Raw genomic sequence first — 23557 nt, 5'->3', positions numbered from 1 at the left:
CGGGTGAAGGGGTGAAAGGCGAAGAGTGCACATCCGGACCCTCACGCTGCGTGATTTCCGCTCCTGGCCGAACCTTTCCCTTGACCTGCGACCCGGTGTCACGGTTCTCGTCGGGCGAAACGGACACGGTAAGACGAATATCGTCGAGGCCGTCGGTTATCTGGCTCATCTCGGATCCCACCGCGTGTCCACCGACGGCCCGCTCGTCCGGTCGGGAGCCGCTGACGCCAGGGTCTCTGCGGTCGCCGTCAACGGGGGCCGCGAACTCGCCGCACACCTGCTGATAAAACCGCGCGGCGGAAATCTCGCGCAGTTGAACCGGACCCGCCTGGAATCGCCGCGGGGACTTCTCGGGGTGGTGAAGACCGTGCTCTTCGCACCCGAGGACATCGCCCTGGTGAGGGGTGAACCCTCGGAACGGCGACGCTATCTCGATGAGGTGCTGGCGACACGGTATCCCCGTATCGCGGGTGTCAGGGCCGACTACGACAAGGTCCTGAAGCAACGCAATGCCCTGCTGCGTTCGGCGTCCGGTGCACTCCGCCGTGGTTACGAGAGCCAGGACGGGGCGGCGGCGCTGACGACTCTCGATGTGTGGGACGGTCAACTCGCTTCCCTCGGAGGTCAACTCACCGCCGCGAGGACCGCGTTGGTCGCTGAACTGTCGGAGCATGTCACGACCGCGTACGGGATCATCGCCCCGGAATCCAGGCCGCCTCACCTCAACTACCGCAGCAGTGTGACCACGGCACCGGTGGACTGCGGTGATCCCGAGGTTCTGGAGGCCGCCATGCTGACGGATCTCGCGCACAACCGGACCCGCGAAATTGAGCGGGGCATGTCACTCATCGGACCTCACCGGGATGATCTGGAACTGATGCTGGGGGACGAGCCCGCACGGGGGTTCGCCAGCCACGGGGAAACGTGGTCGTATGCCCTGGCACTCCGTCTCGGGGTGTTCTCGTTGTTCCGGGAGGACGGGACTGATCCGATACTGATACTCGACGATGTCTTCGCGGAACTGGACGCCGCCCGCCGGGAGGCGCTGACCCAGATCGCGATGACCGCCGAACAGGTGTTCATCACGGCAGCCGTCGACGGTGATCTGCCCGTGAATCTCGATACCTCCGACGCCCGGATCCACCGGGTGTCCATGGTCACCGATGATTCGGGGAGGTACTCGGTCCTGTCGGAGCAGGAGGACACCGGTCATGAGGGTGGGGTGGGGTCATGACATCTCCCGGGGAACGGGCGGATTCGGTCACCGCCGCGTATGAGCACATCCGTGCGGTCGCGAAAAGGAGGGGGACCCGGATCCCCGATGCGGGACGTGTGACACGGGGTGTCGTCCGGGGGAAACCGGAAACCGGTGCCCGGGTGGGACGGGTGGGGCGTCCCACGGGACCTGACGGTCGTGCCCTGCGACGTCCGGACACCACGGAATCGGTGGGTTCCGTGCTGGGCGATGAGATCAGGCGTCGGGGTTGGGGACGTCCCATGGCCGGTGGTTGGGTGAAGGCCAACTGGGAGATGCTGGTCGGGGAGCAGATCGCGCAGCACAGCCGGGTCCAGATGTTGAAGGACAAACAGCTGTTCATCTCGTGTGACTCGACTGCGTGGGCGACGAACCTGCGCCTCATGCAGCGTAAGATCCTGCAGGTCATCGCGGAGAAGGTCGGACCTGACGTGGTCGCGGAGCTGAAGATCTTCGGCCCGACCCAACCCAGTTGGCGGAAGGGGCCCCTCCACGTGAAGGGGAGAGGCCCGAGGGACACGTACGGGTGAGTGGAAGTGAGTTCCACCACATTCTGTTCCGACCTGGGCATTCGTGTTTTTTGCGGTGTGTGGGGCCGTCTGACGCGTGCAAAGCCGTGTTCGGTAGGTACCCCTGACCGTGTAGGATAAAAAGGTCCAGATTCAAACTCAGCGAGGAGCCCAGGACACCGTGGCAGACACCGTGGCAGCAACCGAACACCACTACGACGCTTCATCCATCACGATCCTCGAGGGTCTGGAAGCGGTTCGTAAGCGGCCCGGCATGTACATCGGTTCAACCGGTGAACGCGGCCTCCACCACCTGGTGTGGGAGGTCGTCGACAACTCGGTCGATGAGGCGATGGCCGGTTACGCGACCCGCGTCGATGTCACGCTCCTCGCCGACGGCGGTGTCCAGGTCGTCGACAACGGCCGCGGCATCCCCGTCGAGATGCATCCCACCGGTATGCCGACCGTCCAGGTCGTCATGACGCAGCTGCACGCCGGCGGTAAGTTCGACTCCGAGTCCTACGCGGTGTCCGGTGGTCTGCACGGTGTCGGTATCTCCGTCGTCAACGCCCTGTCCACACGGGTCGAGGCGGACATCAAACGTGAGGGACACCACTGGTTCCAGAACTTCAATCAGGCTGTTCCCGAGGAACTCCAGAAGGGCGGACGCGCCCGTGGCACCGGTACGACGGTCCGTTTCTGGCCTGATGCGGAGATCTTCGAGACCACCGAGTTCAAGTTCGAGACCATCGCCCGTCGTCTCCAGGAGATGGCGTTCCTGAACAAGGGACTCACCATCACCCTCACCGACCAACGGGTCACGGAGGAGCAGGCCGAGCTCGACGAGATCGCGGAGAAGGGCGTCGACGAGGCTGAACCGCTGACCGGCGATTCCTTCGACGAGGCCGAGATCGCCGCCGAGGAGGCGGAGGCCGCCGAAGCGGAGGCCACCGGCAGGAAGGCGAAGAAGAAGGTCAAGACCCGGACGTACCACTACCCGGAGGGCCTGAAGGACTACGTCAATGCACTGAACAAGACGAAGACCGCGATCCACCCGACGATCGTCGCTTTCGAGGCCAAAGCCGAGGAGCACGAGGTCGAGATCGCGATGCAGTGGAACAGCGGTTACCAGCAGAACGTCCACACCTTCGCCAACACCATCAACACCTTCGAGGGGGGTTCCCACGAGGAGGGGTTCCGGGCTGCACTGACGAGCCTGCTGAACCGCTACGCCCGTGAGCACAAGCTGCTGAAGGACAAGGAGCCGAATCTCGCCGGCGAGGACTGCCGCGAGGGGCTGGCGGCCGTGGTCTCCGTCCGTGTCGCTGATCCGCAGTTCGAGGGCCAGACGAAAACCAAGCTCGGTAACACCGAGGTCAAGGGCTTCGTGCAGCGTATGGTCAACGAGAACGTCACGCACTGGTTGGAGGCGAACCCCGCCGAAGCCAAGGCCATCGTCAACAAGGCGGTGTCCTCCGCCCACGCGCGTCTCGCGGCCCGCAAGGCCCGTGAACTGGTGCGCCGGAAGTCCAGTACGGACATGGGCGGACTTCCCGGAAAGCTCGCGGACTGCCGCTCCAAGGATCCCCGCAAGTCCGAGCTCTACATCGTGGAGGGTGACTCCGCCGGTGGTTCCGCGAAGAGCGGTCGGGAGTCGATGTTCCAGGCGATCCTGCCGCTGCGCGGCAAGATCCTCAACGTGGAGAAGGCCCGACTGGACAAGGTGCTGAAGAACAATGAGGTCCAGGCGATCATCACCGCGCTCGGTACCGGCATCCACGACGAATTCGACATCTCGAAGCTCCGCTACCACAAGATCGTGCTGATGGCCGACGCCGACGTCGACGGTCAGCACATCTCGACACTGCTGCTGACCCTGCTGTTCCGTTTCATGCCGGATCTGATCCGGGACGGTTACGTCTTCCTCGCTCAGCCCCCGCTGTACAAGCTGAAGTGGTCGAAGGGTGGCCCGACGTTCGCGTACACCGACGAACAGCGCGACCGCCAGCTCGAGGAGGGACTCGCCGCCGGCAAGAAGATCAACAAGGACGACGGCATCCAGCGCTACAAGGGTCTCGGTGAGATGGACGCCAAGGAGCTGTGGGAGACCACCATGGATCCCTCCGTCCGTACCCTGCGCAAGGTCACGATGGATGACGCCCAGGCCGCCGACGAACTGTTCTCCATCCTCATGGGTGACGACGTCGTCGCACGCCGGTCCTTCATCACCCGCAACGCCAAGGACGTCCGCTTCCTCGACGTCTAGGCACCTGTCCCTCGGATCCGAACCGGGTCCGTGGCGGGGGAGCAGCTGAAGAGCACCGCCCCGGAGAGATCCGGGGCGGTGCTCTTCTTCATGTCCGGTGGCCGGATCAGTTCATGATGACCTGTGGGACGCCGAGCCCCTTCAGGCCCTGGACACCGAATTCGATGCCGTAACCCGATTCCTTGATCCCACCGAAGGGAACCCGTGGATCGATGGCGCCGTGGTTGTTGATCCAGACCGTTCCGGCCTGAATCCGCCGGGCGACCTCGCGGGCCGCCTCCGGATCGGAGGACCACACCGAGCCACCGAGGCCGACGGGTGAGTCATTGGCCATGCGCACGGCCTCATCGACATCGGAGTAGCGGATGACCGGCAGAGCCGGACCGAACTGTTCGGTGGTGACCAGTTCGTTGTCCGGATCAATGTCGGCGACGATCGTGGTGGGGTAGAAGTTGCCGGGCTGATCCGGATCAGGATCACCACCGAGGACGATCCGTGCGCCGCTGGCCCGGGCGGCCTCGACGAGTCCGGCGACGATGTCGTACTGCGCCCTGTTCTGCAACGGGCCGAGCACGTTGTTCTCGTCCAGTCCGACACCCATCGGCATCTTCTGCGCCACGGCGGCCAGATTTTCCACGACAGCGTCGTAGATGTCCTCGTGGACGTAGAGCCGCTTCAACGCGGCACACGTCTGGCCGGTGTTGATGAAGGCACCCCAGAACAGTCCCTCGGCGATTGCGGCGGGATCGGCGTCCGGGAGAACGATACCGGCGTCATTGCCGCCGAGTTCGAGTGTCAGACGTGCGAGGTTGTCCGCGGCGGAACGCATGATCGCCTTGCCCGTGGGGGTGGAACCGGTGAACATGATCTTGTCGATGTCCGGATGGCCGCTGAGCGCTGCCCCGACCTCGCCGTCACCGGTGACGACACGGAAAACATCATCCGGGAGGACGGAGTTCACGACATGCGCCAGCGCCAGGACGGACAGGGGCGTGTTCTCGGAGGGCTTCATGACGACGGTGTTGCCCATCCGGAGAGCGGGGGCGAACTGCCAGACGGCGATCATCATGGGCCAGTTCCACGGGCCGATGGCACCCACGACGCCGATCGGCCGGTACTCCAGCACCGCGTGCTTCTCACCGTCATCGACGATCACCTCGGGCTCGAGCGGCAGCGCAGCGGTGGTCCGGAGCCACCCGACGCAGCCGCCGACCTCGAAACGGGCGTTGGGGCCGTTCAACGGTTTGCCCTGTTCCCGGGAGAGCAGTACCGCGAGTTCCTCGGCGTGCTTCTCCACCGCGTCGGCGGCGGCGTTGAGGAGTTCGCAGCGCTTTTCGTCGCCCAGGTCGGCCCACCCGGGCTGTGCCGCTCTGGCGGCGGACACCGCGCTCTCCAGGGCGTCGACGTCCCCCACAGGCGCGTGAGCTATGAGTTCCCCGGTGGCGGGGTCATGGACGGGGGTACCCGATTCGACGGAGATGGTGGACAACAGATCAGCTGCACTCATAGGCTCGCTCTCCTTATGGTTGGTATCATAACTTCACTACAGTGTGAGCCACAACACTACTATGGTGTTGTCCGAGAGTGCGGATGAATTGTCCGGGAGCGCCGGAATAGGTCCGGTCGGGCCGGTGGGTGGCTGTCCCGACGACCCCGCGTCCGGCCATCCGCCACCGTGTGGAATCCGCTGCACCGGATCCGCAGATCCACGCCACCTACGAGGGAGGACAGGGTAGTCACCGTGACACGCAGGCGAGAGTGGCGGGACAGGTCGGTACCCCAGGAGTACACGTACGCGGAGTGGTGCGAGATCGCCAGCAGCTCCTTCAGCCCGTTGCGTGTCACGACGTCAACCCCGGACACGTTCCGGGTGACGGTCCAGGCGGTGCAGGTCGGGGACGTGGGGATCATGGATCTGCGCTCACCCGCACACGGTGTCGATCTGGACGACAGCCACATCGACGTGCGCCAGGAACCGTGGTGCAAGCTCTGCCTCCAGATCTCGGGCCAACTCATCGTCCGGCAGGACGGGAGAGTCGCGGACACCCGGCCGGGTGATCTCGTTTTCTACGAGACGAGCAGACCCTTCACCCTGGAGTACACGTCCCATCAACGAAGTCTGATGTGGCATTTCCCGCAGAGTCTGCTGATGTCGAGCCGGGTGAACACCACGATCCGGACGGCCACCGTCCTCCGCGGAGACTCCGATCTGGGGCAGCTGGCCATTCCCGGCCTCCGCAGCTACGCCGACCGCCTCCCCGCCCTGGGATCCATGGACGACGCCTATGCGACCGAGATGGTGCACGCGAACCTCTCCGGCGTTCTGGCGGCGATGTCACTGCTCGGAAAGGAGGTGGACGGGACGGCGACGGCGTCGACGAACGCACTGTTCTCCGCCGCCACCGCCTACATCGAGGATCATCTGGGTGATCCCGCCCTGTCACCCGCGATGATCGCCGACAATCTCTTCGTGTCGGTCCGGCAGCTGCACGCCCGTTTCCGTGCCGAATCCACGACGGTGGGAACCTACATCCGGGGTCGCCGCCTGGAGGAGATCCGGCACGCGCTCCTGGAACCACGGAACGCAAACCTGAGCGTCGCGATGCTCGGTGCCCGCGTCGGATTCCATGACGCCTCGCACCTGAGCAAGGCCTTCAAGGCGAGGTACGGGGTGTCGCCGTCGACCTACCGGCGTAGTCGGGGACTGCCCCTCGGAAACAACCGTTGACGGTGGTGCGGTTCCGGATGTGTCGAGGGATCAGTCGGCGGTGCGGGTTCCCCTGAGTTCCCGGATCACCGCCCGGGCCTGTGAGATACCTGATTCGAGGGCGCCGTCGACGACGACACCGCGCCAGCCGTTCGCCCAGTCGGCACCGGCGAAATAGAGCCGGGAGTCCGGGGCGAGGAAGTGGCTCCAACCATCGATGAACTGGCCTTTTCTCAGTGTCGCCCATGCCTGGCCGCTGTACTTGTCGGCGACCCAGTCGTGTCCGGTGCAGCCGATGACCTCGAGATCGAGGTTCCAGACGTCCAGGATCCGGCGGGCGGAGTCGGGATCCTCGAGATCGATGGCCGTGTGATCGGGGCCGAAGCCGACGAGGATGGTCGCGTCGTCATCGGTGAAGTACTCACTGCGCATCACCGTCACCGGGCCGGGGGAGGGAGCGTAGCAGAGGATGCTGTGGTGACCCTTCACCTTGATCCAGATCTTCGCACCGGTGGAGTTCCATTTCCTGTCGATCACCCGGCACATGTCGGGACGGAGCACGGGCGAGAATTCGATGTTGCACAGCGCACCGACGGGAACGGTCACGATCACCGCGTCAGCGCTCTCCGACTCCCCGGATTCGAGGGTGATCCGGGCGCCGTCAGCGGTGTGCTCCACACGGGACACCGGGCTGTTGAGGTGGATCGGGCAGTCGAGGTCCCCGGCGATGCCGTTGTAGAGACGCTGCATGCCGTCGACGAGTTTGAAGCGGAGGGTCTGCTCATCGACCAGCGCGAGCCGGTTGTCGCACAGGGCGGCCCACTGCTTCGCCATCAGCGCGGAACCCTCGTAGGGGTTGCCGATGTACCCGGCGGACCAGTATCCGTCACAGAGGTCCCGTTCCTCCGGTGTGAACTCGTCGGTGCAGACGGCGTCCATGACGCTGGCGTCGTCAGCCTGACGGAACTTCTCCTTCAGTTCCTCGCTGGCCGGGAAATCATCCCCGAGGATGGCGAGTGGACGGTAGGGCTGCGGGAAGAAGTCGTGTGAGTTCTCGAAGATCTTCGCCATCGGGCGTGCGAGCAGCCCGTCGAGTTCATCCTCGGTGCCCTTCTTCACCGTGTCTCCGGTGCGCCAGTAGGCGGTGTCGCAGAAGGGGCTGGCAACGATCTCCGCACCGTAGCGCGTGATCTCCGACCAGACGTGCGGCTGATGCCAGTGCACCCACGTGGCACCCATCTCCAGCGGACGGCCGAGGCGCGTGTCCGTCCAGGCCCGGCCTCCGATCCGGTCACGGGCCTCGTGGATGACGACGTCGAAACCTGCGGTCTCCAGTTCGCGTGCCGCAGACAGGCCGGCGAAGCCGGCACCGATGATGACGACCTTGGGGCGCCTGTCGTCCGGATGTCCGGGGGTGTTCATGGGAGAGTCCTTTCAGTGGTGGTGGATCGTGGGGTGTGCACGGGGAACGGGTCAGGGGATCTCGACGTGATCCACACCGGTCCTCGCGATGAGCTGACGCTGGCGGATCACACCGGCCACGGCTGCGGCGACGATGAGTCCCGGGAGGACGAGGGTGAGGATCGCCGGCTGATCGTCGCCGATCATCAGGGAGAAGTTCATCAGGACGAGAAGACCGATCAGGGCGAGTCCGATTCCGCTGATCACCGGTGCGATGGACCTCGTCCAGAGGTTCAGTACCCCGTTCTCGCGGCCGAGGTAGCGGGCGATGGCGAAGGAGGTCAGCGCGAGCAGGATGACGAGACCGAGGGCGGCGGTGTTCGTGAGCCAGGTGAACAGCGTGATGACCGGGAAGAGGGGGGTCTCGCCGTTGACGGCGTCGGCACCCGCGAAGATGATGATGACGATGAGAGCGAGAACTGACTGACCGAGGGATCCGACGTGCGGGGTGCCGTCGTGGGAGACCTTCCCGAAGACCTTGGGCAGGACCCAGGCGCGGCCGAGGGCGAACGCGTACCGCGCGGAGGCGTTGTGGAACGCGATCAGGGCGGCGAACAGGCTGGTGATGAACAGGAAGCTGGACAGCAGCGAGAACGCCGGGGAGAAGGTCTCCAACCAGACGAACATCAGATCGGGACCGAACTCGCGGGACTCGTCGATGACCCCGCTCGGGCCGATACCCATGGAGAACGCCCACGCGGAGAAAGCGTAGAACAGTGCGATGACCCCGACGGCGATGAACGTCGCACGGGAGACGGTGCGGTCGGGATCGATGGTCTCCTCCGAATAGATGGCACCGGACTCGAACCCCATGAACGCGGCGATACCGAAGGCGAGGAGGACACCGACCCCACCGGTGAAGAAATCACCCGGGCGCAGGGTCACCGCACTGATCCCCTCCGGGGCGTGGGTCAGACCGAGGACGCAGACGACGGCGACGACGAGGAACTCGAGGGCGACCAGAACGGTGAGGATCCGTGCGGAGAGCTCGACGTGCCGGATGCCGAGGACACCCACGCAGAGCCACCCCAGGAGCGCGGTGGCCCACCAGGGGAGTACCAGCGGTGTGACCGACGACAGCACCCCGGACAGCGCGAAGCCGAACAGTCCGTAGAGACCGATCTGCATGAGGTTGTAGCAGAGGAGTGCGACGAGTGAGGAGGCGACACCGACGGTGTCCCCGAGTCCCTTCGAGATGTAGGCGTAGAAGGCACCGGCGTTCTGGACGCGGGTGCTCATGGCTCCGTATCCGAAGGCGAAGATCGCGATGAGGATACCGAGGACGAGATAGGCGACGGGGACACCCAGCAGCCCGGAGACCGCGAAGTTGGTGGGGACTCCTCCGGCGAGCACGGTCAGCGGCGCACTCGCCGCGATGATCATGAAGACGAGGTGAGGTGTGGTCAGGCGCCGGGTACCCGGCTCCAGTCCGTGCGCTTGCTGAGCCATGTGATCCTCCTGAATGGGAAATTACGTTTGGCTAAGCGTATGAGACGGATCACATGCCTGGGTTGTGTGTGAGCGCTACAGGTTTGTGATGTGATGCACGACTCGGTCCTTTCGCGGCCCCGGTCGCCCCCGATCCGGGAATCCGGGCCGTGATCCCCTTCCGTTTTTCCCGTTTTCTCCCGGGGCATGACTGAACCCCCGGCCCGGTGGCGGATCGGGGGTTGTGTCGGTCTCGTCCGTGGAAACGGTCAGGCGGCGTGCTTCTCGATCACGGCGCCGAGACCGTTCAGGTGGTCACTGATGATTCCGGTGAGCTTGCCCCGGATCGAGGAGTAGACCTTGGCGACGGTGGGTTGACCGATGTTGTCCGCGTTCCGGTCTGCGACGGCGAGGATCGAGTCGGTGACCTCGTCGCCGTGCTTCTCGAGATAGCCGCCGAAGTCTCCTCCGTCCGTCGCGGCACCATCGCCACGGTAGCTCCGCCAGTGCGGATCCAGCGCGTCGCAGAACTCGGGGAGGAGCCGGTTGACGCCCTTGGAGACCACATCGGGGTCGGCCTTGCGTGCGGCACCGAGGGCGCCCTTGACGGCCATGCCGGTGAAGCCGGACAGTCCGGAGACGGAAGAGTCGATGAAGGCGGCCATATCGGTGACGACGGCCTCCCGGTTGGCTCCGGTGAGTGCGGTCTTGAGGTCGGTCATCGGTGGTTCGTCGTCCTCTGGTTGTTTCGGGGATGTACCGGTTCCACTCTACCGTGCACCCGTCCCGCCGCGGGTGTCGCCGCGAATGGTGGGTGATGTGTCCGTCTCCGTCGGCCCCGAAAACGACACAGGCGCCCCCTGCCGCCGGTGGATGGACCGACATCGGAGAGCGCGTGTCATCGTTGTGATTCTTCCGCCACAGTCAACATCAGAAGTTAACTGCAATCACAACAGTCACAGATGTTACACATGTCGGGTGGATTCGCCTAGTCGCCGTGTGACTCGTGTGCCCACGGCGGGTGGTGTCCCGGCGACCGGTGGGGACGGCGAAGAGACGAGAGGGCCGGTTCAGTCAGCGACTGAACCGGCCCTCTCGTCATATCTTGTGGAGCATAGGAGAATCGAACTCCTGACCTCCTGCTTGCAAAGCAGGTGCTCTACCAATTGAGCTAATGCCCCAAGTTCTGTTGGTGGGCCTAACAGGAATCGAACCTGTGACCTCTTCGTTATCAGCGAAGCGCTCTAACCGACTGAGCTATAGGCCCTTGGAACGAGACTGAACTTTACCCAGCCCGCTCCTTCAAAAGCAAATCACCTGGTGACGGTGAGTTTTCACGGAGTCCCGCCGGAACCGGTGGATCACACATGATCGCTCCCGTTTCCGGCGGTCACCGGGTCAGTAGTCACCCTCCGTGAGGGTGACCACGACACCACCGAAGAGTTCGACCATGCCGTTGTAGATCACGGCCGTCAGCGGCGCGAGGATGGTCACCGCGATGGCGGAGATGGCACCCAGGAGACTCGCCACGGACAGAACCGTGCCGAAGGTGATGACGTCACTGCCACCGACGCCCGTCACGATGCTGTTCAGCTTCACCCAGAACCCGAACTGGTCGAGACCGTAGTACAGGAGAGTGACGCACAGGATCCACGCGGCGAGGGCCGCCAGGGACAGCGCCAGCGCGGTCCGGAACGCCGACAGGGGGGAGACCCGTGTGACGGTCACTTCCTGGATGTTCATCACTCGTCCCCGTTCTCGTCGTCGTCGGCACCGGCCTCGTCGAGGGGTACACCGTTGGCATCGAGGTTGGCGCCCCCACCACGGCGGACGCCGGGGATGTCGTCCGTGTCGGCTCCTTCGCCGAGGTCGAGGGCCGGACCCCTGGTGGCGCCGGTGGCGACTGCCTCAGCCGTCTCCTCACCCTCGTGCTCGACGTTGCGGTCGATGGCGAGCAGATCGACACCCTTCTCGAGGTTGACCAGCCGAACACCCATCGTCTGCCGCGAGGAGGGTCGGATCTGGCCGACCTCGGTGCGGATGACGCCACCGGCGGAGGTGATGGCGAAGATCTGGTCGTCGTCGTCGACCGACAGTGCACCGATGAGCTTGCCGCGCTTCGGGGTGTACTTGAACGTGGCGACACCGAGACCGCCGCGCCCCTTGGTGGGGTACTCGTCCATCGCGGTGCGCTTGCCGTAGCCGCCGGAGGTGGCGACGAGGAGGTACTCGCCGGTACCGACGACGCACATCGCGAGCAGCTTGTCCTCGCCCCGGAAACGCATGCCCTTCACGCCGGCGGTCGCGCGGCCCATCGGGCGCAGTGTCTCGTCGTCGGCGGTGAAACGCATGGCCTGGCCCTCCTCGGAGACGAGCAGCAGGTCGTCCTCGCCGGAGCACAGGGATGCGCCGATGAGCGAGTCGCCCTCGTTGAGGTTGATCGCGATCAGGCCGCCGGAACGGACGGAGTCGTAGTCCGCGAGACGGGACTTCTTGACCCGGCCGTGGGCGGTGGCGAGCACCAGGTACTCGGCGTCGTCGTAGCCCCGGATCTGGATGACCTGGGCGATCTGTTCGCCGGGCTGGAACTCCAGGAGGTTCGCGACGTGCTGGCCGCGGGCCGTCCGGGACGCCTCGGGCAGTTCGTAGGCCTTGAGCCGGTACACGCGGCCGTAGTTCGTGAAGAACAGGATCCAGTCGTGGGTGGAGCACACGAAGAAGTGCCGCACCACGTCGTCACTCTTCAGCTCCGCGCCACGGACACCCTTGCCGCCACGCTTCTGGTTGCGGTAGGCGTCGACCTTCGTGCGCTTGGCGTAGCCGGTGGACGTGATCGTGGCCACGACGTTCTCGCGGGCGATCAGATCCTCCTCGGTGACGTCGCCGGTGGCGCCGATGATCTGGGTGCGGCGCTCGTCGCCGTACTTCTCGACGATCTCGGCGAGCTCGTCGCGGACGATCTCGCGCTGGCGCTCGGGGCGGGCGAGGATGTCCTTGTAGTCGGCGATGATCTCCTCGATCTCGGCCAGACGGTCGACGATCTTCTGCCGCTCCAGGGCGGCGAGTCGACGCAGCTGCATCGCGAGGATGGCGTCCGCCTGGATCTCGTCGATGTCGAGGAGGTCGATGAGGCCGTTCCGGGCGATGTCGACTGTCGCCGACGAGCGGATCAGGGCGATGACCTCGTCGAGCATGTCGAGTGCCTTGACGAGGCCGCGGAGGATGTGGGCCTCCTTCTCCGCCTCGTCCAACAGGTACTGGGTCCGTCGGATGATGACGTCGACCTGGTGCGCGATGTAGTGGCGCAGCATCTGGTCCAGACGCAGGGTACGCGGCACCCCGTCGACGATGGACAGCATGTTCACGCCGAAGCTGGACTGCAGCTGAGAGTGCTTGAACAGGTTGTTGAGCACGACACGGGGCACCGCGTCCCGCTTCAGGGTGACCACGATGCGCAGGCCGACGCGGTCGGAGGACTCGTCGTCGATGCGGGAGATGCCGGCGATCTTGCCCTGGTTCGCCTGCTCGGCGATGCTGAGCACCAGGTTGTCCTTGTTGACCTGGTAGGGCAGTTCGGTGATGACGATGATCTGCCGGTTGCCGTCCTCCTCGATGCTGGTCACACCGCGCATGCGGATGGACCCGCGTCCGGTTGTGTAGGCGTCCCTGATGCCCTGGTCACCGACGATGAGACCGGCGGTGGGGAAATCGGGGCCCTTGACGTAGCGCATGCACGCCTCGAGGGTGGTCGCCTCGTCGGCCTCGTAGTTCTCCAGCATCCAGAAGATCGCGTCACCGAGCTCGGTGAGGTTGTGCGGCGGGATGTTGGTGGCCATGCCGACGGCGATACCGCCGGAACCGTTCATCAGGAGGTTCGGGACCCGGGAGGGCAGGATCACCGGTTCGAGGTTCTTGCCGTCGTAGTTCGGCTGGAAGTCCACCGTGTTGGAGCGGATGTCCCGCACCATCTGCATCGCCAGCGGCGTCAGGCGGCACTCGGTGTAACGCATCGCGGCCGCGCCGTCGTTGCCACGGGAACCGAAGTTGCCCTGCCCGTCGATGAGCGGGTAGCGCATCGACCAGGGCTGGGCCATGCGGACCAGGGTGTCGTAGATCGCGGAGTCGCCGTGCGGGTGGTAGTTACCCATGGTCTCAGCGACGGGCTTCGCGGACTTCACGTAGGAGCGGTCGGGGCGGAAGCCACTGTCGTACATGGCGTACAGCAGGCGTCGGTGCACGGGCTTCAGACCGTCGCGCACCTCGGGCAGGGCACGGCCGACGATGACCGACATCGCGTAGTCGATGTAGCTGCGCTGCATCTCCTCGCCGATGTCGATCGGATGGATCCTGTCGAACAGGAGCTCACCGCCGTCGTTGCCGCCGGAGTTGTCGTCGCTCACGGGTCACCTAATTTCCGTCTAGCAGGTTGATGTGGGTCTTGATCTCCACCATTCTAACCCGCCGAGGGCCGGAAACGGGCTCTCAACGTCACTGGGCGGGGATGAAAGCCGCCATGTGATACCGGAATGGTATCACATGGCGTAGTCTCGGGTCATGGCCATGACACTCCGTCTCACCGAAGCCCAGGACCGGGCGCTCACCCTCCTCGCCCAGGCTCAGGGCACGAGCAAACAGGAGGCCGCCACCCGCGCCATCGTCGCCACCGCCGCCCGCGTGCTCGCCGACGCGGAGGTCGCGGAGCTGGCCCGGACCGTCGTCAGCGGATACGCCGCGACCGAACGCAGACTGCGGCACGGTCGATGAACCCCGTGGGAGGCGTCCGCCCGCTCACCCCGGAACAGCTCCTCATCATCGCCGACGAGGTCGCCGCGGTGCACCGTGTCCGCGTGCGTGACCACGCCCTGCTCGCCGGAGCGGCCGCCGTCACCTCGGCCAGCTACCTGGGAATCCCCGTGCACGGGGATGTCCGCTCCGCTGCGGCGGGACTGTCCGAGGCGATCATCCGGCTCGCGCCTCTCGACGGTGCGAACGAGGTCCTTGCTGATGCGGCGGCCGAGGTCCTGCGGAGGATCAACGCCCGCTGAACGCGTGTTCCCCGTGGTCCGGGACAGGGCCCGGGACGCGAAAAGGTCCCGCGGACCCGAAAACCGGGATCCACGGGACCTGGTGGGGCGGCGCCTGTGGGTCAGTTGCCGCCCTTCTTCTCCTCGACCGTCTTCTTCACGTCGTCCGCGACGTCTTCGGCGGCCTCGGCCACATCGTCGGCGACGGTTTCGGTGACGGTTTCGGCGTCCTCGGTGAGGGTCTTGACCGCGTCGGCGGCATCGTCGACCCCGTCACGGGTCTTCTCCGCGATGTCCCCGGCCTTGTCGGCCACATCGTCGGCGATGTCGTCCGCGTTGTCGTGGACGTTCTCGGCGATGTCCCCCGCCTTGTCCGCGACCGTGTCGACGACTGACCCGTCACCGGCGTCGTTTCCGGCTTTGTCGAGAAGTTCATCGGCTTTGGCGCGGGCCTCCGCGAGCTTCTCTCCGGCGCGGGCGGTCGCGGCGGAGGCCGCGGCGGCCGCCCTGTCGGCGACACCGTCGGTCCCGGGAGTGCCGGATCCCGCGGCGTGATCCCGGACGTTCGGCGGTGTGGTTCCGGGCTTGTCCGCACGCCCGCGCAGCCAGAAGATCACGCCGGCGACCGTCGACACGAGGAGTGCGAGGAGGGTGAGGTTGGCCAGACGTCCCCGGCCGTTCCCGCCACCGCAGCGACTGGTCAGGCATTTCCGGCGGTCGAGTTTCTTCTCCGCCTTCTTCCGGGCCTTCGCCGCGGCCTTCCGGGCCTTCTTCAATCTCCGTCCACCCTTCTTCTCGACGTCACCGACCAGGTCCGTGCCCTTCTCCCCGGCTTGCTCGCGGAGCTTCTCCAGCCGGTGACGGGCCTCCCTGAGCAGCGCACCCGCCTGGGCCTGGGATTCCTCCGTCAGGGATCCGGCCTTCGCCCCGAGTTCATCACGGACCTGGCTGAGTGCCTTGCGTCGTTCCGCGTAGTCGTTCGCCTTCGCGACGAGATCGTCGTAGCTGTCCGCCTTGTGCCGGCTTCGGTAGTCGCGGGCGGTGCCGAAGGCCTGTCGACTGAGCTTGTACGCCATTCGGATGGTCGAGGGGTTCACGCGCTTCTCCTTGGTTGAGAGGTGTAGTGCCCCAGTCGAGCTGCCGCAGACGGACAGGGCGGGGGTGAACCACCACTGTACGACCGGAAAAACTCGTCGGGCTGTGATGCATACAGCGTAGCCCGGACCGGGCCGTCGTGGTGTCCGGGCCGTGCCCCGGTTCTGCTCCGGTGACACTCCGGGGACATGACCGCGCGGAGAAACCAGCATGGTTGACGCCGGTTGACTAGCATGGAGCGCATGACAAACAAGACCGCGACCGCGATCCTCCACACCAACCGTGGTGACATCACCATTGATCTCTTCGGAAATCACGCCCCGAAGACCGTCGAGAACTTCGTCGGTCTCGCGCAGGGTACGAGCGAGTACAAGACCAACAACGCCAGTGGATCCACGACCGGCCCGTTCTACGACGGCTCCGTGTTCCACCGCGTCATCGACCAGTTCATGATCCAGGGCGGTGACCCCACGGGCACCGGACGAGGTGGCCCGGGCTACCAGTTCGCCGACGAGTTCCACCCGGAACTCTCCTTCGACCGGCCCTACCTGCTGGCCATGGCCAACGCTGGCCCGGGTACCAATGGTTCCCAGTTCTTCATCACCGTCGCCCGGACACCGCACCTGAACAACCGCCACACGATCTTCGGTGAGGTCACCGACGAGGCGTCGAGGAAGGTCGTCGACGCCATCGCGACGACCGCCACCGACCGGATGGATCGCCCGACCGAGCCTGTGGTCATCGAGTCCGTCGAGATCACCTCGGACTAGTTCCACGGGATGTGCCGTACCGGGGATACCCCGGGTGGGCATCCTCCCGGACACAGAAGAAGTAGAGGTAGAGGCCCCGCACATCGTCGGAAGGCCGGAGCCGCACTCACGGCCCGGACACCGAGGTGCGGGGTCTCTCGTCATGTCCGGCCGTTCCACACCGGTCACCGGCGCAGCTGAACCCCGGATGTGGGACGAGTTCGGCGACCAACCAGCGGAAGGCGAACCTTGAACCCGTCACCACCGACCCCACCCTCACAGATGGCCCGCGACCTCTACCGGCAGGCACCGGTGTCCGCGGCGACCGTCGCCCTGATCGTGCTGATCTTCACCGTCACGGCCGTGCAGTCACGGTCACTCACGGACAATCTCAGTGGCAGTGGCCTCGGTGACGCGTGGATCCTCTACCTTCCCCTGATGGACGGTTCGCCTCTCGGCCCACTCCGTGCCCTCGGATCGAGCCTGCTGCATCTGGGGGTCGGTCACATGCTGGTCAACACCGTCCTGCTGTACCTCATCGGCAGAGAGACGGAGCGGACATTCGGGTCCCCCCTGACGGCCGGAGTTCTGGTCACGGGGGCGTTGGGCGCATCGGCGGCGGTGCTGTGGCTGGGTCCCGCGAATCCGACCGTGGGTGCCTCCGGCGCGGTGTACGCGCTCATGGCCGTCTTCGTCGCCGTCGCCCATGCCAGGAGGGACGCCCAGGTGGGCGGGGCACTCGCACTGATAGGCGTGAATCTCGCCTACACGCTGATGTCACCCGGCGTTTCCCTGTGGGGACACGTCGGTGGGTTGGGGGCGGGTGTGCTGATCTCCGTCGTGTTGTTCGGTGTCCGGGGGTCGGCCGCCAGATGGGTCGGTCTGGCCGCACTGTGTGCCGCGGCGGCGGCTGCCGTGCTGGTGCGTGTGTCGATGTACTCCACAGGGGGACACGGAACCGTGTTCCTCTGATCCACCGTCTGTTGACAACCCCCGACCGCTTGTCCACCGCGGTTGGGGGTTTTCTGTGTGTTGTCCACACACCGTGATCGATCCACAGGGTTTGTCCACACTGTGGATAATGACAGTTTTGTGATTTACCGTGTTCCCGTGTGGTCTCGGGTGTCATGTACTGGGGCGATGGCGGAAAAAGCGAAACTGTGTACGAACGGTGGATACAGTGCACAGGTTTATCCACAGGCTGTGGTATTTGTTGTGGACCCGAACCGGCCGCATTCCTCCACAATATTATCCACACCCTATGGATAACTCACTGCACACGGTGTGGAGCCGGTTATCCACAAATTACCTGTGTGTAACCCACCCTCCCTGTGGATAACTTGTCGGCCGTGGTGATTCTCCGGCTTCGGTGCCGTACCGGCCCCGGAGCCACCTGTGCCCGGTCGGGCCGGGGCGGGAAACACCCGTCCCGTGCCCACGGTGCTTCCTCTCCCAGACCTCTGGTGCGGCACGAAAAAACCGCATCCCGGTGCACCGGAGATGCCGGTGCGCCGGGATGCGGCGGGTGAAGTGGAGGGGCGGGGTCAGCGCCAGCCCATGGTCATGAGCAGACCCAGGATGAAGAGCGAGAAGCCGATGAGGTAGTTCCAGGGACCCAGCTCCAGCATGAGCGGAATCTGCGTGCCCGCGAGGTAGTTCACCACGAGCCAGGCGAGTCCGGCGAGCATGAGACCGAACATGATGACCTTGTACCACAGTGGAGTTCCGCTGGCGTTGATCTTCACCGGAACTCGGTTCGCACCACCGCTGGAGACGGGGGCGGTGGTCTTGTTGATCTTTGACTTCGGCATGGATACCTCTACAGATTGGCGTGATGTGTTTTCGAAGGACACCCTCGGGCTCGGGACCGTGTGCTCCGGTTCAACGGCGCCACAGGTTCGACCACACGCCACCGGCGGTCGACCGGTGCCGGTGAGGTGCCGGACATAGGTGACAATCTACCAGCACCGGGCGGCGACTCCACCCGGTCCCGGCCGGAGTCGCCGGGATCAGGGCTGGATGACCTTCAGCAGGTTGAACTGTTTCACCCGGATACTCACCAGAGCGTCCTTGCCCGTCAGTTCCCCGGGGAGCGGCGTCTGACCCTCGATCTGACCGGACTCGATCAGTGCACCCGTCTGGACCGGCTGCTGGAGAAGTGACGTGTCGGGAGAGGTCCATCCCGCGGCACGGAGTGCCGCGAGCGCCTGGTTGACGTCCATACCGGTGAGGTCCGGGATACGGAACATCGAACCGTCGGACACCTGCACGGTGACCGGGGTTCCCCGACGGACCTCGGTACCGCTCCTGCCGATGGAGGTCACCTGTCCGGCCGGAAGATCGGAGGCGACCGACTGCACGACGGGAACCAGATCCATGCCCTCGAGGCGCTGACGGACCTGTTCGACGGGCTGTCCACTGAAATCGGGTACCGCGATCAACTCCGGCCCGGTGGACACCGTGATCTTGATCTTCGACCCCTTGGGCACCTTCCTGTCGGCAGGCGGATCCTGCTCGGTGACGCGGCCCTCGGGGACCGTGTCCGAGCTCTCCTCACGGACGACGGGATCGAGGCCGAGTCCCGCTTCGACCAGTATCCGTTCCGCCTCCTCCGTGTTCAGGTCCGAGAGGTGCGGTACCGCTGTGAGTTCGGTTCCCGAGGAGACGAGCAGTGTCACGGTGGAACCCGGCTGAACCATCGAACCGGATCCCGGGTTCGTCGACAGGGCGACGCCGTCGGCGACGTCGGGGGACGGCTGCATGGTCACGTTGACCCGGAGATCGAGCTGTTCGAGACTCGTCCGTGCCGCAGCGAGCTTCTTCCCCTCCACGTCGGGAATCGTGACCGTTCCGTCGGCGTTGACACTGACAGGTGCCCCGGAGTTCTGCCCCGGGGCCCCGTCACCGGTGAAGACGTTGAACGCGACGACCGACGCTCCGGCGACGGCCACCAGACCCAACAGCGCACCGATCCACACACCACGGTTCCCGGAACGTCCGTCATCCGCGTACCGGGGTCCTTCGTCACTGCGCCTCCGGCGGGTAGCGGGCACGGGACGAGGTGTGTCCGTGTCGGCGGATGACGGCACCGCCCCCGGGGCCGCGGTGGTCCGACGGGTCACGGCCGTGCTGTCGGCGGCCCGGTTCACCCGGGTACGGTCCGGTTCCTCCGCGTCCATCGGGCGCATGTGGCTGCGTGCGGCATTGGACACCGCGTTCCGGCCCAGCCGGGTCAGGTCCTCGGCGAGTTCCGCGGCCGACTGGTACCGGTCGGCCGGGTGTTTCGCCATCGTCAGCAGGACCACGGCATCAACGTTCAGCGCGGCCGTCGGAGTCAGGTCGGGGATGAAGGAGGACGGCGGCTCCGGGTCCTCGTGGACATGGTTGAACGCCACGGCGAAGGGGGATTCACCTTCGAAGGGCGGACGTCCCGTCACGGTCTCGTAGAGGACACACCCCAGCGCGTACACGTCACTGCGGGCGTCAGCTGATTTTCCCCGGGCCTGTTCCGGGGAGAGGTACTGCGCCGTGCCGATCACCGCGGAGGTCTGGGTCATCGCCGAGGTGGCGTCGTCGACGGCACGGGCGATACCGAAATCCATCACCTTCACCGAGCCCGTGTTGGTGATCATGATGTTCGCGGGCTTGATGTCCCGGTGCACGATGCCGGCCTCGTGGGAGAACTGCAACGCCTCGCAGACCGGCAGCAGCGTCCGGGCCGCCTCCGCCGGGCGCATGGGTCCATCGTCCTGCACGATCTCACGCAGGGTCCTGCCGTGGACCCGTTCCATCACGATGTACGGAATCCTGATTCCGTTGAGTTCCGTTTCGCCGGTGTCGAGAACGGACACGATCGAGGGATGGTTCAGGCGGCCCGCGTTCTGGGCCTCACGCCGGAACCGTTCACGGAAGTTGACGTCCCGTGCGAGTTCGGCACGCATCATCTTCACCGCGACATCGCGGCCGAGCAGGGTGTCCTTCGCCGCGTACACGTCGGACATACCGCCGGTACCGATGACCTCACCGAGCTCGTAGCGCTCGCCGAGCACATGCTCGTTCACGGGGTCTCCTCTCCGGAGTCGTCACTGTCTGTCGCGGATCTGACGGGGGCCTCCACCCCGGTCACCGTACCCGCGTTCGTGGCGGGTGCGGGGGTCGTGCGTTCACCGACGTTGTCGGCGGAGGGAACGGCCGCGTCACCGGCGTCCGGAACCGGGGGCACCGTTTCCCGGTTGGTCTCCACGGCCGGTGGTGGTGTCGTCACGGATGAGGTGTCCGTTTCCCGTGACGCGGATCCGGGAGCGGGCTCCGGGGCGGGGACCGTCGTCGTCGTGATCTCGGTGACCACCGTCGGCTCCGGTTCCGGTGCCGGGGCGACCGGGGAACTGGACGGCGGTGTCCGGCCCGTGATTCCGTCGAGTGTCAGGGTCCCGGTGGAGAACAGCAGCCAGGCCACCGCGGTCAGTGCAGCCAGGAGCAGGAGGACGAGGAACGCGATGAGGCCACCGCCACCTCGGCGCCGTGGTGCCGGATACTGTGGCGGGGCACCGTGATGGACGACGGGACGGACGGGTACCGGTGGTGGCGCGACGCCCACGGCGGGTTGCACCGTCGTCGGATTGGTCACCTGGCCGAGTATGCGGGTCGACTCCGTCGGGGTCGGTGCGGGAGCCCGACGGTCCATGGCGGCGGACCGGGGCTGCGGGGGTCGTTCACCCATCCGTACGGTGTGCACGGCCAACGCCATCTCGTTGCCGTCGGCGAACCGTCGCTCCGGGTCCTTGCGGAGTGAGATGCCGATGAGTTCCCGGGTCCGCGCGGACACCGAGGTCCCCATCTGGGGAGGGGCCTGGTTGATGTGGGCTATGGCGACTGACACCGAGGAATCACCGGAGAAGGGGCGTCGACCGGACAACATCTCGTAGCCGACGACACCGAGGGAGTAGATGTCGGATGTGCTCGTCACGGTTTTTCCCTGCGCCTGCTCCGGGGAGACGTACTGCGCGGTACCGACGACCATTCCCGTCCTGGTCAGGGGGACGGCCGCCGCTGCCTTCGCGATGCCGAAGTCGGTGATCTTGACGCGTCCCTCCTCGGTGATGAGGATGTTGCCCGGTTTGATGTCCCGGTGGACGAGTCCCATCTGGTGGATCACGGAGAGCCCGTGTGCGGCCTGTTCCAGGACGTCGAGGGCGAGATCCTCGTCGAGGAATCCCCTCCGGGCGATGAGGTCCGCGAGGGATTCCCCGCGGACGTACTCCATGACGATGAAGCAGAACGTGTGTCCGGCGGGGTCAGGTACCTCCCGGTAGTCGAAGGTGCGGACGACGTTGACGGAGCTGATCCGTTCCGCCGCGGCGGCCTCATTGCGGAAGCGGTCCAGGAACTCGCGGTTGTCCGAGAATTCGGGGCGCAGGATCTTCACGGCGACATCACGGTCATGGCGGACATCGGTGGCCAGCCAGACGGTGGACATACCGCCGTGGCCGATGACCCACCGGAGCAGATAGTCCCCGCCGATCAGTCGTTGGATGCGTTCAGTTCCCTGGTTGTCCCCGGATGAATGCCGGGGGTCACTGGTGTTGGACATGGGGCTCACCGTTTCCTTTCCTAGCGTCCCGACCGGAGTACGGCGTCGATGACGGCTCTGCCGATCGGCGCGGCCACGGATCCACCGGTGGCCGCCTGCCCCCGGTCACCGCCGTTCTTGACGAGCACGGCGACGGCGACATCGGCGTTCTCGGACGGGCCGAAGGCGATGTACCAGGCGTGCGGGTTCGAGTTGCGGGAGTCCTCCCCGTGTTCAGCCGTCCCTGTCTTCGACGCGATGTCCGCACCGGTGTAGCCGGCGGTGTTGCGTTCACTGGCGCGCATCATCTCGGTGAGTTGGGCGGCGACCTCGGGGCTGACGGGCCGGTTGAGTTCGCGGGGGTCGGTGCTGCGCAGGGTCCGCAGATCCGAGCCGAGGATCCTGGAGACGAGGTACGGGTTCATCCGCTTCCCGCCGTTGGCGACGGTCGCGGCGACGACGGCGTTCTCGAGGACGGTCATGGCGACGTCACGCTGGCCGATCGAGGACTGGCCGACGGCTGCGGGGTCCGGCAGGTCACCGACCTTCCCGGGGATGGACGGCAGACCGAGGTCGTAGGAGTCGGTGACGCCGAATTTCTCCGCCTGATCGCGGAGTGCGTCCGCACCGACCTTCACACCGAGTTCCACGAACGCGGTGTTGCAGGAGAGGGCGAAGGCTGTGGTGAGGGAGGCCGTCTCGTCCTGTCCGCACGTCTGGCCGCCGTAGTTCTCCAGGGTGGTCTCGGTACCGGGAAGGGTCGTCCGGGAAGCGGCCGTGAGTCGGGTCTCGGGGGTCACGTCACCGGCTAGGCCCGCCGCTGTCGTGATCACCTTGAACGTCGATCCGGGTGGCAACGCGTCCTGTGTCGCGTGGTTGAGCAGCGGAGCACCGGGGTCGGAGGTGAGTTCCGACCACGTCGATTCCGCGGTCGCGGGATCCGTCAGTGACGCCGGGCTGAAGCTCGGCGTGGAGGCCATGGCGAGAATCTCACCGGTGCTCGGGCGGATCGCGACGACCGCGCCCTCGTAGCCGCGGTCGGCGAGTCCGGAGTAGGCGGCCTGCTGTGCCTCCGGGTTGAGGGTGAGCTCGAGGCTCGCCCCGGCCTGGGTCCGGCCCAGCAGGGTGTCCATCCACCGGGAGGCGAACAGGGATCCGTCCGTTCCGTTGAGGATGTCGTTGTACCCGAGTTCCAGGCCCGCGGCTCCGTAGACGTTCGAGAGGTAGCCCTCGACCGGACCGTAGACGACCGGGTCAGTGACGTACTCCCGACGGTAGTAGCCCTGCTCGTCCTTGACGGAGCGGGCGAGGACGAGACCCCCGGTGGCTATCTGGCCACGGGGGATCGACTGCATCTCGTGGTACTGACGCTTGTTCAGTGCGTTGTGGGCGTAGCGGTCCTCACTGAACACCTGGACCCGGGTGAGATTCGCTACCAGGATCAGGATGAGGAGCATCGTGAAGACCGCGGTTGCGCGGATTGAGCGGTTGATC

General features: G+C 65.7%; 19 protein-coding genes and 2 tRNA genes. 8 read left to right on the top strand and 13 right to left on the bottom strand.

Going from position 1 to position 23557, the window contains the following annotated elements:
* Positions 1–25: 25 nt before the first annotated feature.
* The 3 genes from recF (at position 26) to gyrB (ending at position 4030) form a co-directional block, all read left to right on the top strand.
* Complete coding sequence (gene recF / locus JIM94_RS02935; protein WP_200252758.1) at positions 26–1234, top strand: DNA replication/repair protein RecF; 1209 nt, start codon at positions 26–28, stop codon at positions 1232–1234.
* Complete coding sequence (locus JIM94_RS02930) at positions 1231–1785, top strand: DciA family protein (protein ID WP_200252755.1); 555 nt, start codon at positions 1231–1233, stop codon at positions 1783–1785. Before recF ends, JIM94_RS02930 begins: the two co-directional genes overlap by 4 nt.
* A 172-nt stretch (positions 1786–1957) precedes the next feature.
* On the top strand, positions 1958–4030 hold the full coding sequence (gene gyrB / locus JIM94_RS02925; RefSeq protein WP_200252963.1) for a DNA topoisomerase (ATP-hydrolyzing) subunit B: 2073 nt from the start codon (positions 1958–1960) through the stop codon (positions 4028–4030).
* A 106-nt stretch (positions 4031–4136) separates the two neighbouring features.
* On the opposite strand, the gene JIM94_RS02920 is transcribed toward gyrB, so the two are convergent.
* Positions 4137–5537, bottom strand: coding sequence for an aldehyde dehydrogenase family protein (locus JIM94_RS02920; RefSeq protein WP_200252752.1), 1401 nt, complete (start codon positions 5535–5537; stop codon positions 4137–4139).
* A 234-nt stretch (positions 5538–5771) separates the two neighbouring features.
* On the opposite strand from JIM94_RS02920, the gene JIM94_RS02915 reads away from it, so the two are divergent.
* The gene (locus JIM94_RS02915; RefSeq protein ID WP_200252749.1) at positions 5772–6758 is read left to right on the top strand and encodes an AraC-like ligand-binding domain-containing protein; all 987 of its coding nucleotides are present in this window, start codon (positions 5772–5774) and stop codon (positions 6756–6758) included.
* Positions 6759–6788: 30 nt separating this feature from the next.
* On the opposite strand, the gene JIM94_RS02910 is transcribed toward JIM94_RS02915, so the two are convergent.
* The 7 genes from JIM94_RS02910 to gyrA all read right to left on the bottom strand — a co-directional run bounded on the left by JIM94_RS02910 (position 6789) and on the right by gyrA (position 14026).
* A complete protein-coding gene (locus tag JIM94_RS02910) occupies positions 6789–8159 on the bottom strand; it encodes a flavin monoamine oxidase family protein (RefSeq protein ID WP_200252746.1) in 1371 nt (456 codons plus the stop codon).
* Positions 8160–8210: 51 nt separating this feature from the next.
* Positions 8211–9647, bottom strand: a complete 1437-nt coding sequence (locus tag JIM94_RS02905) for an APC family permease (RefSeq protein ID WP_200252743.1) — start codon at positions 9645–9647, stop codon at positions 8211–8213.
* A gap of 248 nt (positions 9648–9895) precedes the next feature.
* A complete protein-coding gene (locus JIM94_RS02900; protein WP_200252740.1) occupies positions 9896–10348 on the bottom strand; it encodes a DUF6918 family protein in 453 nt (150 codons plus the stop codon).
* Between the two features lie 386 nt (positions 10349–10734).
* Positions 10735–10807: transfer RNA gene (locus JIM94_RS02895), tRNA-Ala, on the bottom strand.
* Positions 10808–10816: 9 nt separating this feature from the next.
* A tRNA-Ile gene (locus JIM94_RS02890) sits at positions 10817–10893 on the bottom strand.
* 131 nt (positions 10894–11024) lie between these two features.
* Positions 11025–11369: a DUF3566 domain-containing protein gene (locus tag JIM94_RS02885; protein ID WP_200252737.1), complete on the bottom strand. Its 345-nt coding sequence runs from the start codon at positions 11367–11369 to the stop codon at positions 11025–11027.
* Positions 11369–14026 carry a DNA gyrase subunit A gene (gene gyrA, locus JIM94_RS02880; RefSeq protein ID WP_200252734.1) on the bottom strand — a complete coding sequence of 886 codons (2658 nt, stop codon included), beginning with the start codon at positions 14024–14026 and terminating at the stop codon, positions 11369–11371. The genes JIM94_RS02885 and gyrA overlap by 1 nt, the downstream gene beginning before the upstream one ends.
* A 154-nt stretch (positions 14027–14180) precedes the next feature.
* Between gyrA and JIM94_RS02875 the strand changes: the two genes are divergently transcribed.
* Positions 14181–14390 (top strand): CopG family transcriptional regulator, encoded by a 210-nt coding sequence (locus tag JIM94_RS02875; RefSeq protein ID WP_200252732.1) that lies wholly within the window; start codon positions 14181–14183, stop codon positions 14388–14390.
* Positions 14387–14671, top strand: coding sequence for a TetR family transcriptional regulator (locus tag JIM94_RS02870; RefSeq protein ID WP_200252729.1), 285 nt, complete (start codon positions 14387–14389; stop codon positions 14669–14671). Before JIM94_RS02875 ends, JIM94_RS02870 begins: the two co-directional genes overlap by 4 nt.
* 101 nt (positions 14672–14772) lie before the next feature.
* Here JIM94_RS02870 and JIM94_RS02865 read toward each other — a convergent pair whose 3' ends face one another.
* Complete coding sequence (locus JIM94_RS02865; RefSeq protein ID WP_200252726.1) at positions 14773–15747, bottom strand: hypothetical protein; 975 nt, start codon at positions 15745–15747, stop codon at positions 14773–14775.
* Between the two features lie 240 nt (positions 15748–15987).
* Here JIM94_RS02865 and JIM94_RS02860 point away from each other — a divergent pair, with 240 nt between their 5' ends.
* Together JIM94_RS02860 and JIM94_RS02855 are read left to right on the top strand one after the other, a co-directional pair.
* Positions 15988–16515 carry a peptidylprolyl isomerase gene (locus tag JIM94_RS02860; RefSeq protein WP_200252724.1) on the top strand — a complete coding sequence of 176 codons (528 nt, stop codon included), beginning with the start codon at positions 15988–15990 and terminating at the stop codon, positions 16513–16515.
* Positions 16516–16743: 228 nt separating this feature from the next.
* Positions 16744–17466 (top strand): rhomboid family intramembrane serine protease, encoded by a 723-nt coding sequence (locus JIM94_RS02855; protein ID WP_248702980.1) that lies wholly within the window; start codon positions 16744–16746, stop codon positions 17464–17466.
* Positions 17467–18038: 572 nt separating this feature from the next.
* Here the strand turns inward: JIM94_RS02855 and crgA are convergent.
* The 4 genes from crgA to JIM94_RS02835 form a co-directional block, all read right to left on the bottom strand.
* On the bottom strand, positions 18039–18305 hold the full coding sequence (gene crgA / locus JIM94_RS02850) for a cell division protein CrgA (protein WP_200252720.1): 267 nt from the start codon (positions 18303–18305) through the stop codon (positions 18039–18041).
* A 198-nt stretch (positions 18306–18503) separates the two neighbouring features.
* Complete coding sequence (gene pknB / locus JIM94_RS02845; RefSeq protein WP_200252718.1) at positions 18504–20555, bottom strand: Stk1 family PASTA domain-containing Ser/Thr kinase; 2052 nt, start codon at positions 20553–20555, stop codon at positions 18504–18506.
* Positions 20552–22084 (bottom strand): serine/threonine-protein kinase, encoded by a 1533-nt coding sequence (locus JIM94_RS02840; protein WP_200252716.1) that lies wholly within the window; start codon positions 22082–22084, stop codon positions 20552–20554. Before JIM94_RS02840 ends, pknB begins: the two co-directional genes overlap by 4 nt.
* A 20-nt stretch (positions 22085–22104) precedes the next feature.
* Positions 22105–23556, bottom strand: a complete 1452-nt coding sequence (locus JIM94_RS02835) for a peptidoglycan D,D-transpeptidase FtsI family protein (protein WP_200252961.1) — start codon at positions 23554–23556, stop codon at positions 22105–22107.
* Between the last annotated feature and the right edge of the window lies 1 nt (position 23557).

Source organism: Corynebacterium pygosceleis (assembly GCF_016595275.2).
Taxonomy (GTDB): Bacteria; Actinomycetota; Actinomycetes; order Mycobacteriales; family Mycobacteriaceae; genus Corynebacterium; species Corynebacterium pygosceleis.
Note: the sequence above shows the minus strand (reverse complement) of the source record. Positions and strands in the feature narration are given on the sequence as shown.

What these genes read in the sequence shown, in the direction of transcription:
- JIM94_RS02885 (WP_200252737.1), bottom strand. Translation starts at nt 11,369, where the DNA reads ATGAACATCCAGGAAGTGACCGTCACACGGGTCTCCCCCCTGTCGGCG.
- JIM94_RS02860 (WP_200252724.1), top strand. Translation starts at nt 15,988, where the DNA reads ATGACAAACAAGACCGCGACCGCGATCCTCCACACCAACCGTGGTGAC.
- crgA (WP_200252720.1), bottom strand. Translation starts at nt 18,305, where the DNA reads ATGCCGAAGTCAAAGATCAACAAGACCACCGCCCCCGTCTCCAGCGGT.
- JIM94_RS02930 (WP_200252755.1), top strand. Translation starts at nt 1,231, where the DNA reads ATGACATCTCCCGGGGAACGGGCGGATTCGGTCACCGCCGCGTATGAG.
- JIM94_RS02875 (WP_200252732.1), top strand. Translation starts at nt 14,181, where the DNA reads ATGGCCATGACACTCCGTCTCACCGAAGCCCAGGACCGGGCGCTCACC.
- JIM94_RS02870 (WP_200252729.1), top strand. Translation starts at nt 14,387, where the DNA reads ATGAACCCCGTGGGAGGCGTCCGCCCGCTCACCCCGGAACAGCTCCTC.
- JIM94_RS02920 (WP_200252752.1), bottom strand. Translation starts at nt 5,537, where the DNA reads ATGAGTGCAGCTGATCTGTTGTCCACCATCTCCGTCGAATCGGGTACC.
- JIM94_RS02900 (WP_200252740.1), bottom strand. Translation starts at nt 10,348, where the DNA reads ATGACCGACCTCAAGACCGCACTCACCGGAGCCAACCGGGAGGCCGTC.
- JIM94_RS02910 (WP_200252746.1), bottom strand. Translation starts at nt 8,159, where the DNA reads ATGAACACCCCCGGACATCCGGACGACAGGCGCCCCAAGGTCGTCATC.
- JIM94_RS02840 (WP_200252716.1), bottom strand. Translation starts at nt 22,084, where the DNA reads ATGTCCAACACCAGTGACCCCCGGCATTCATCCGGGGACAACCAGGGA.
- JIM94_RS02905 (WP_200252743.1), bottom strand. Translation starts at nt 9,647, where the DNA reads ATGGCTCAGCAAGCGCACGGACTGGAGCCGGGTACCCGGCGCCTGACC.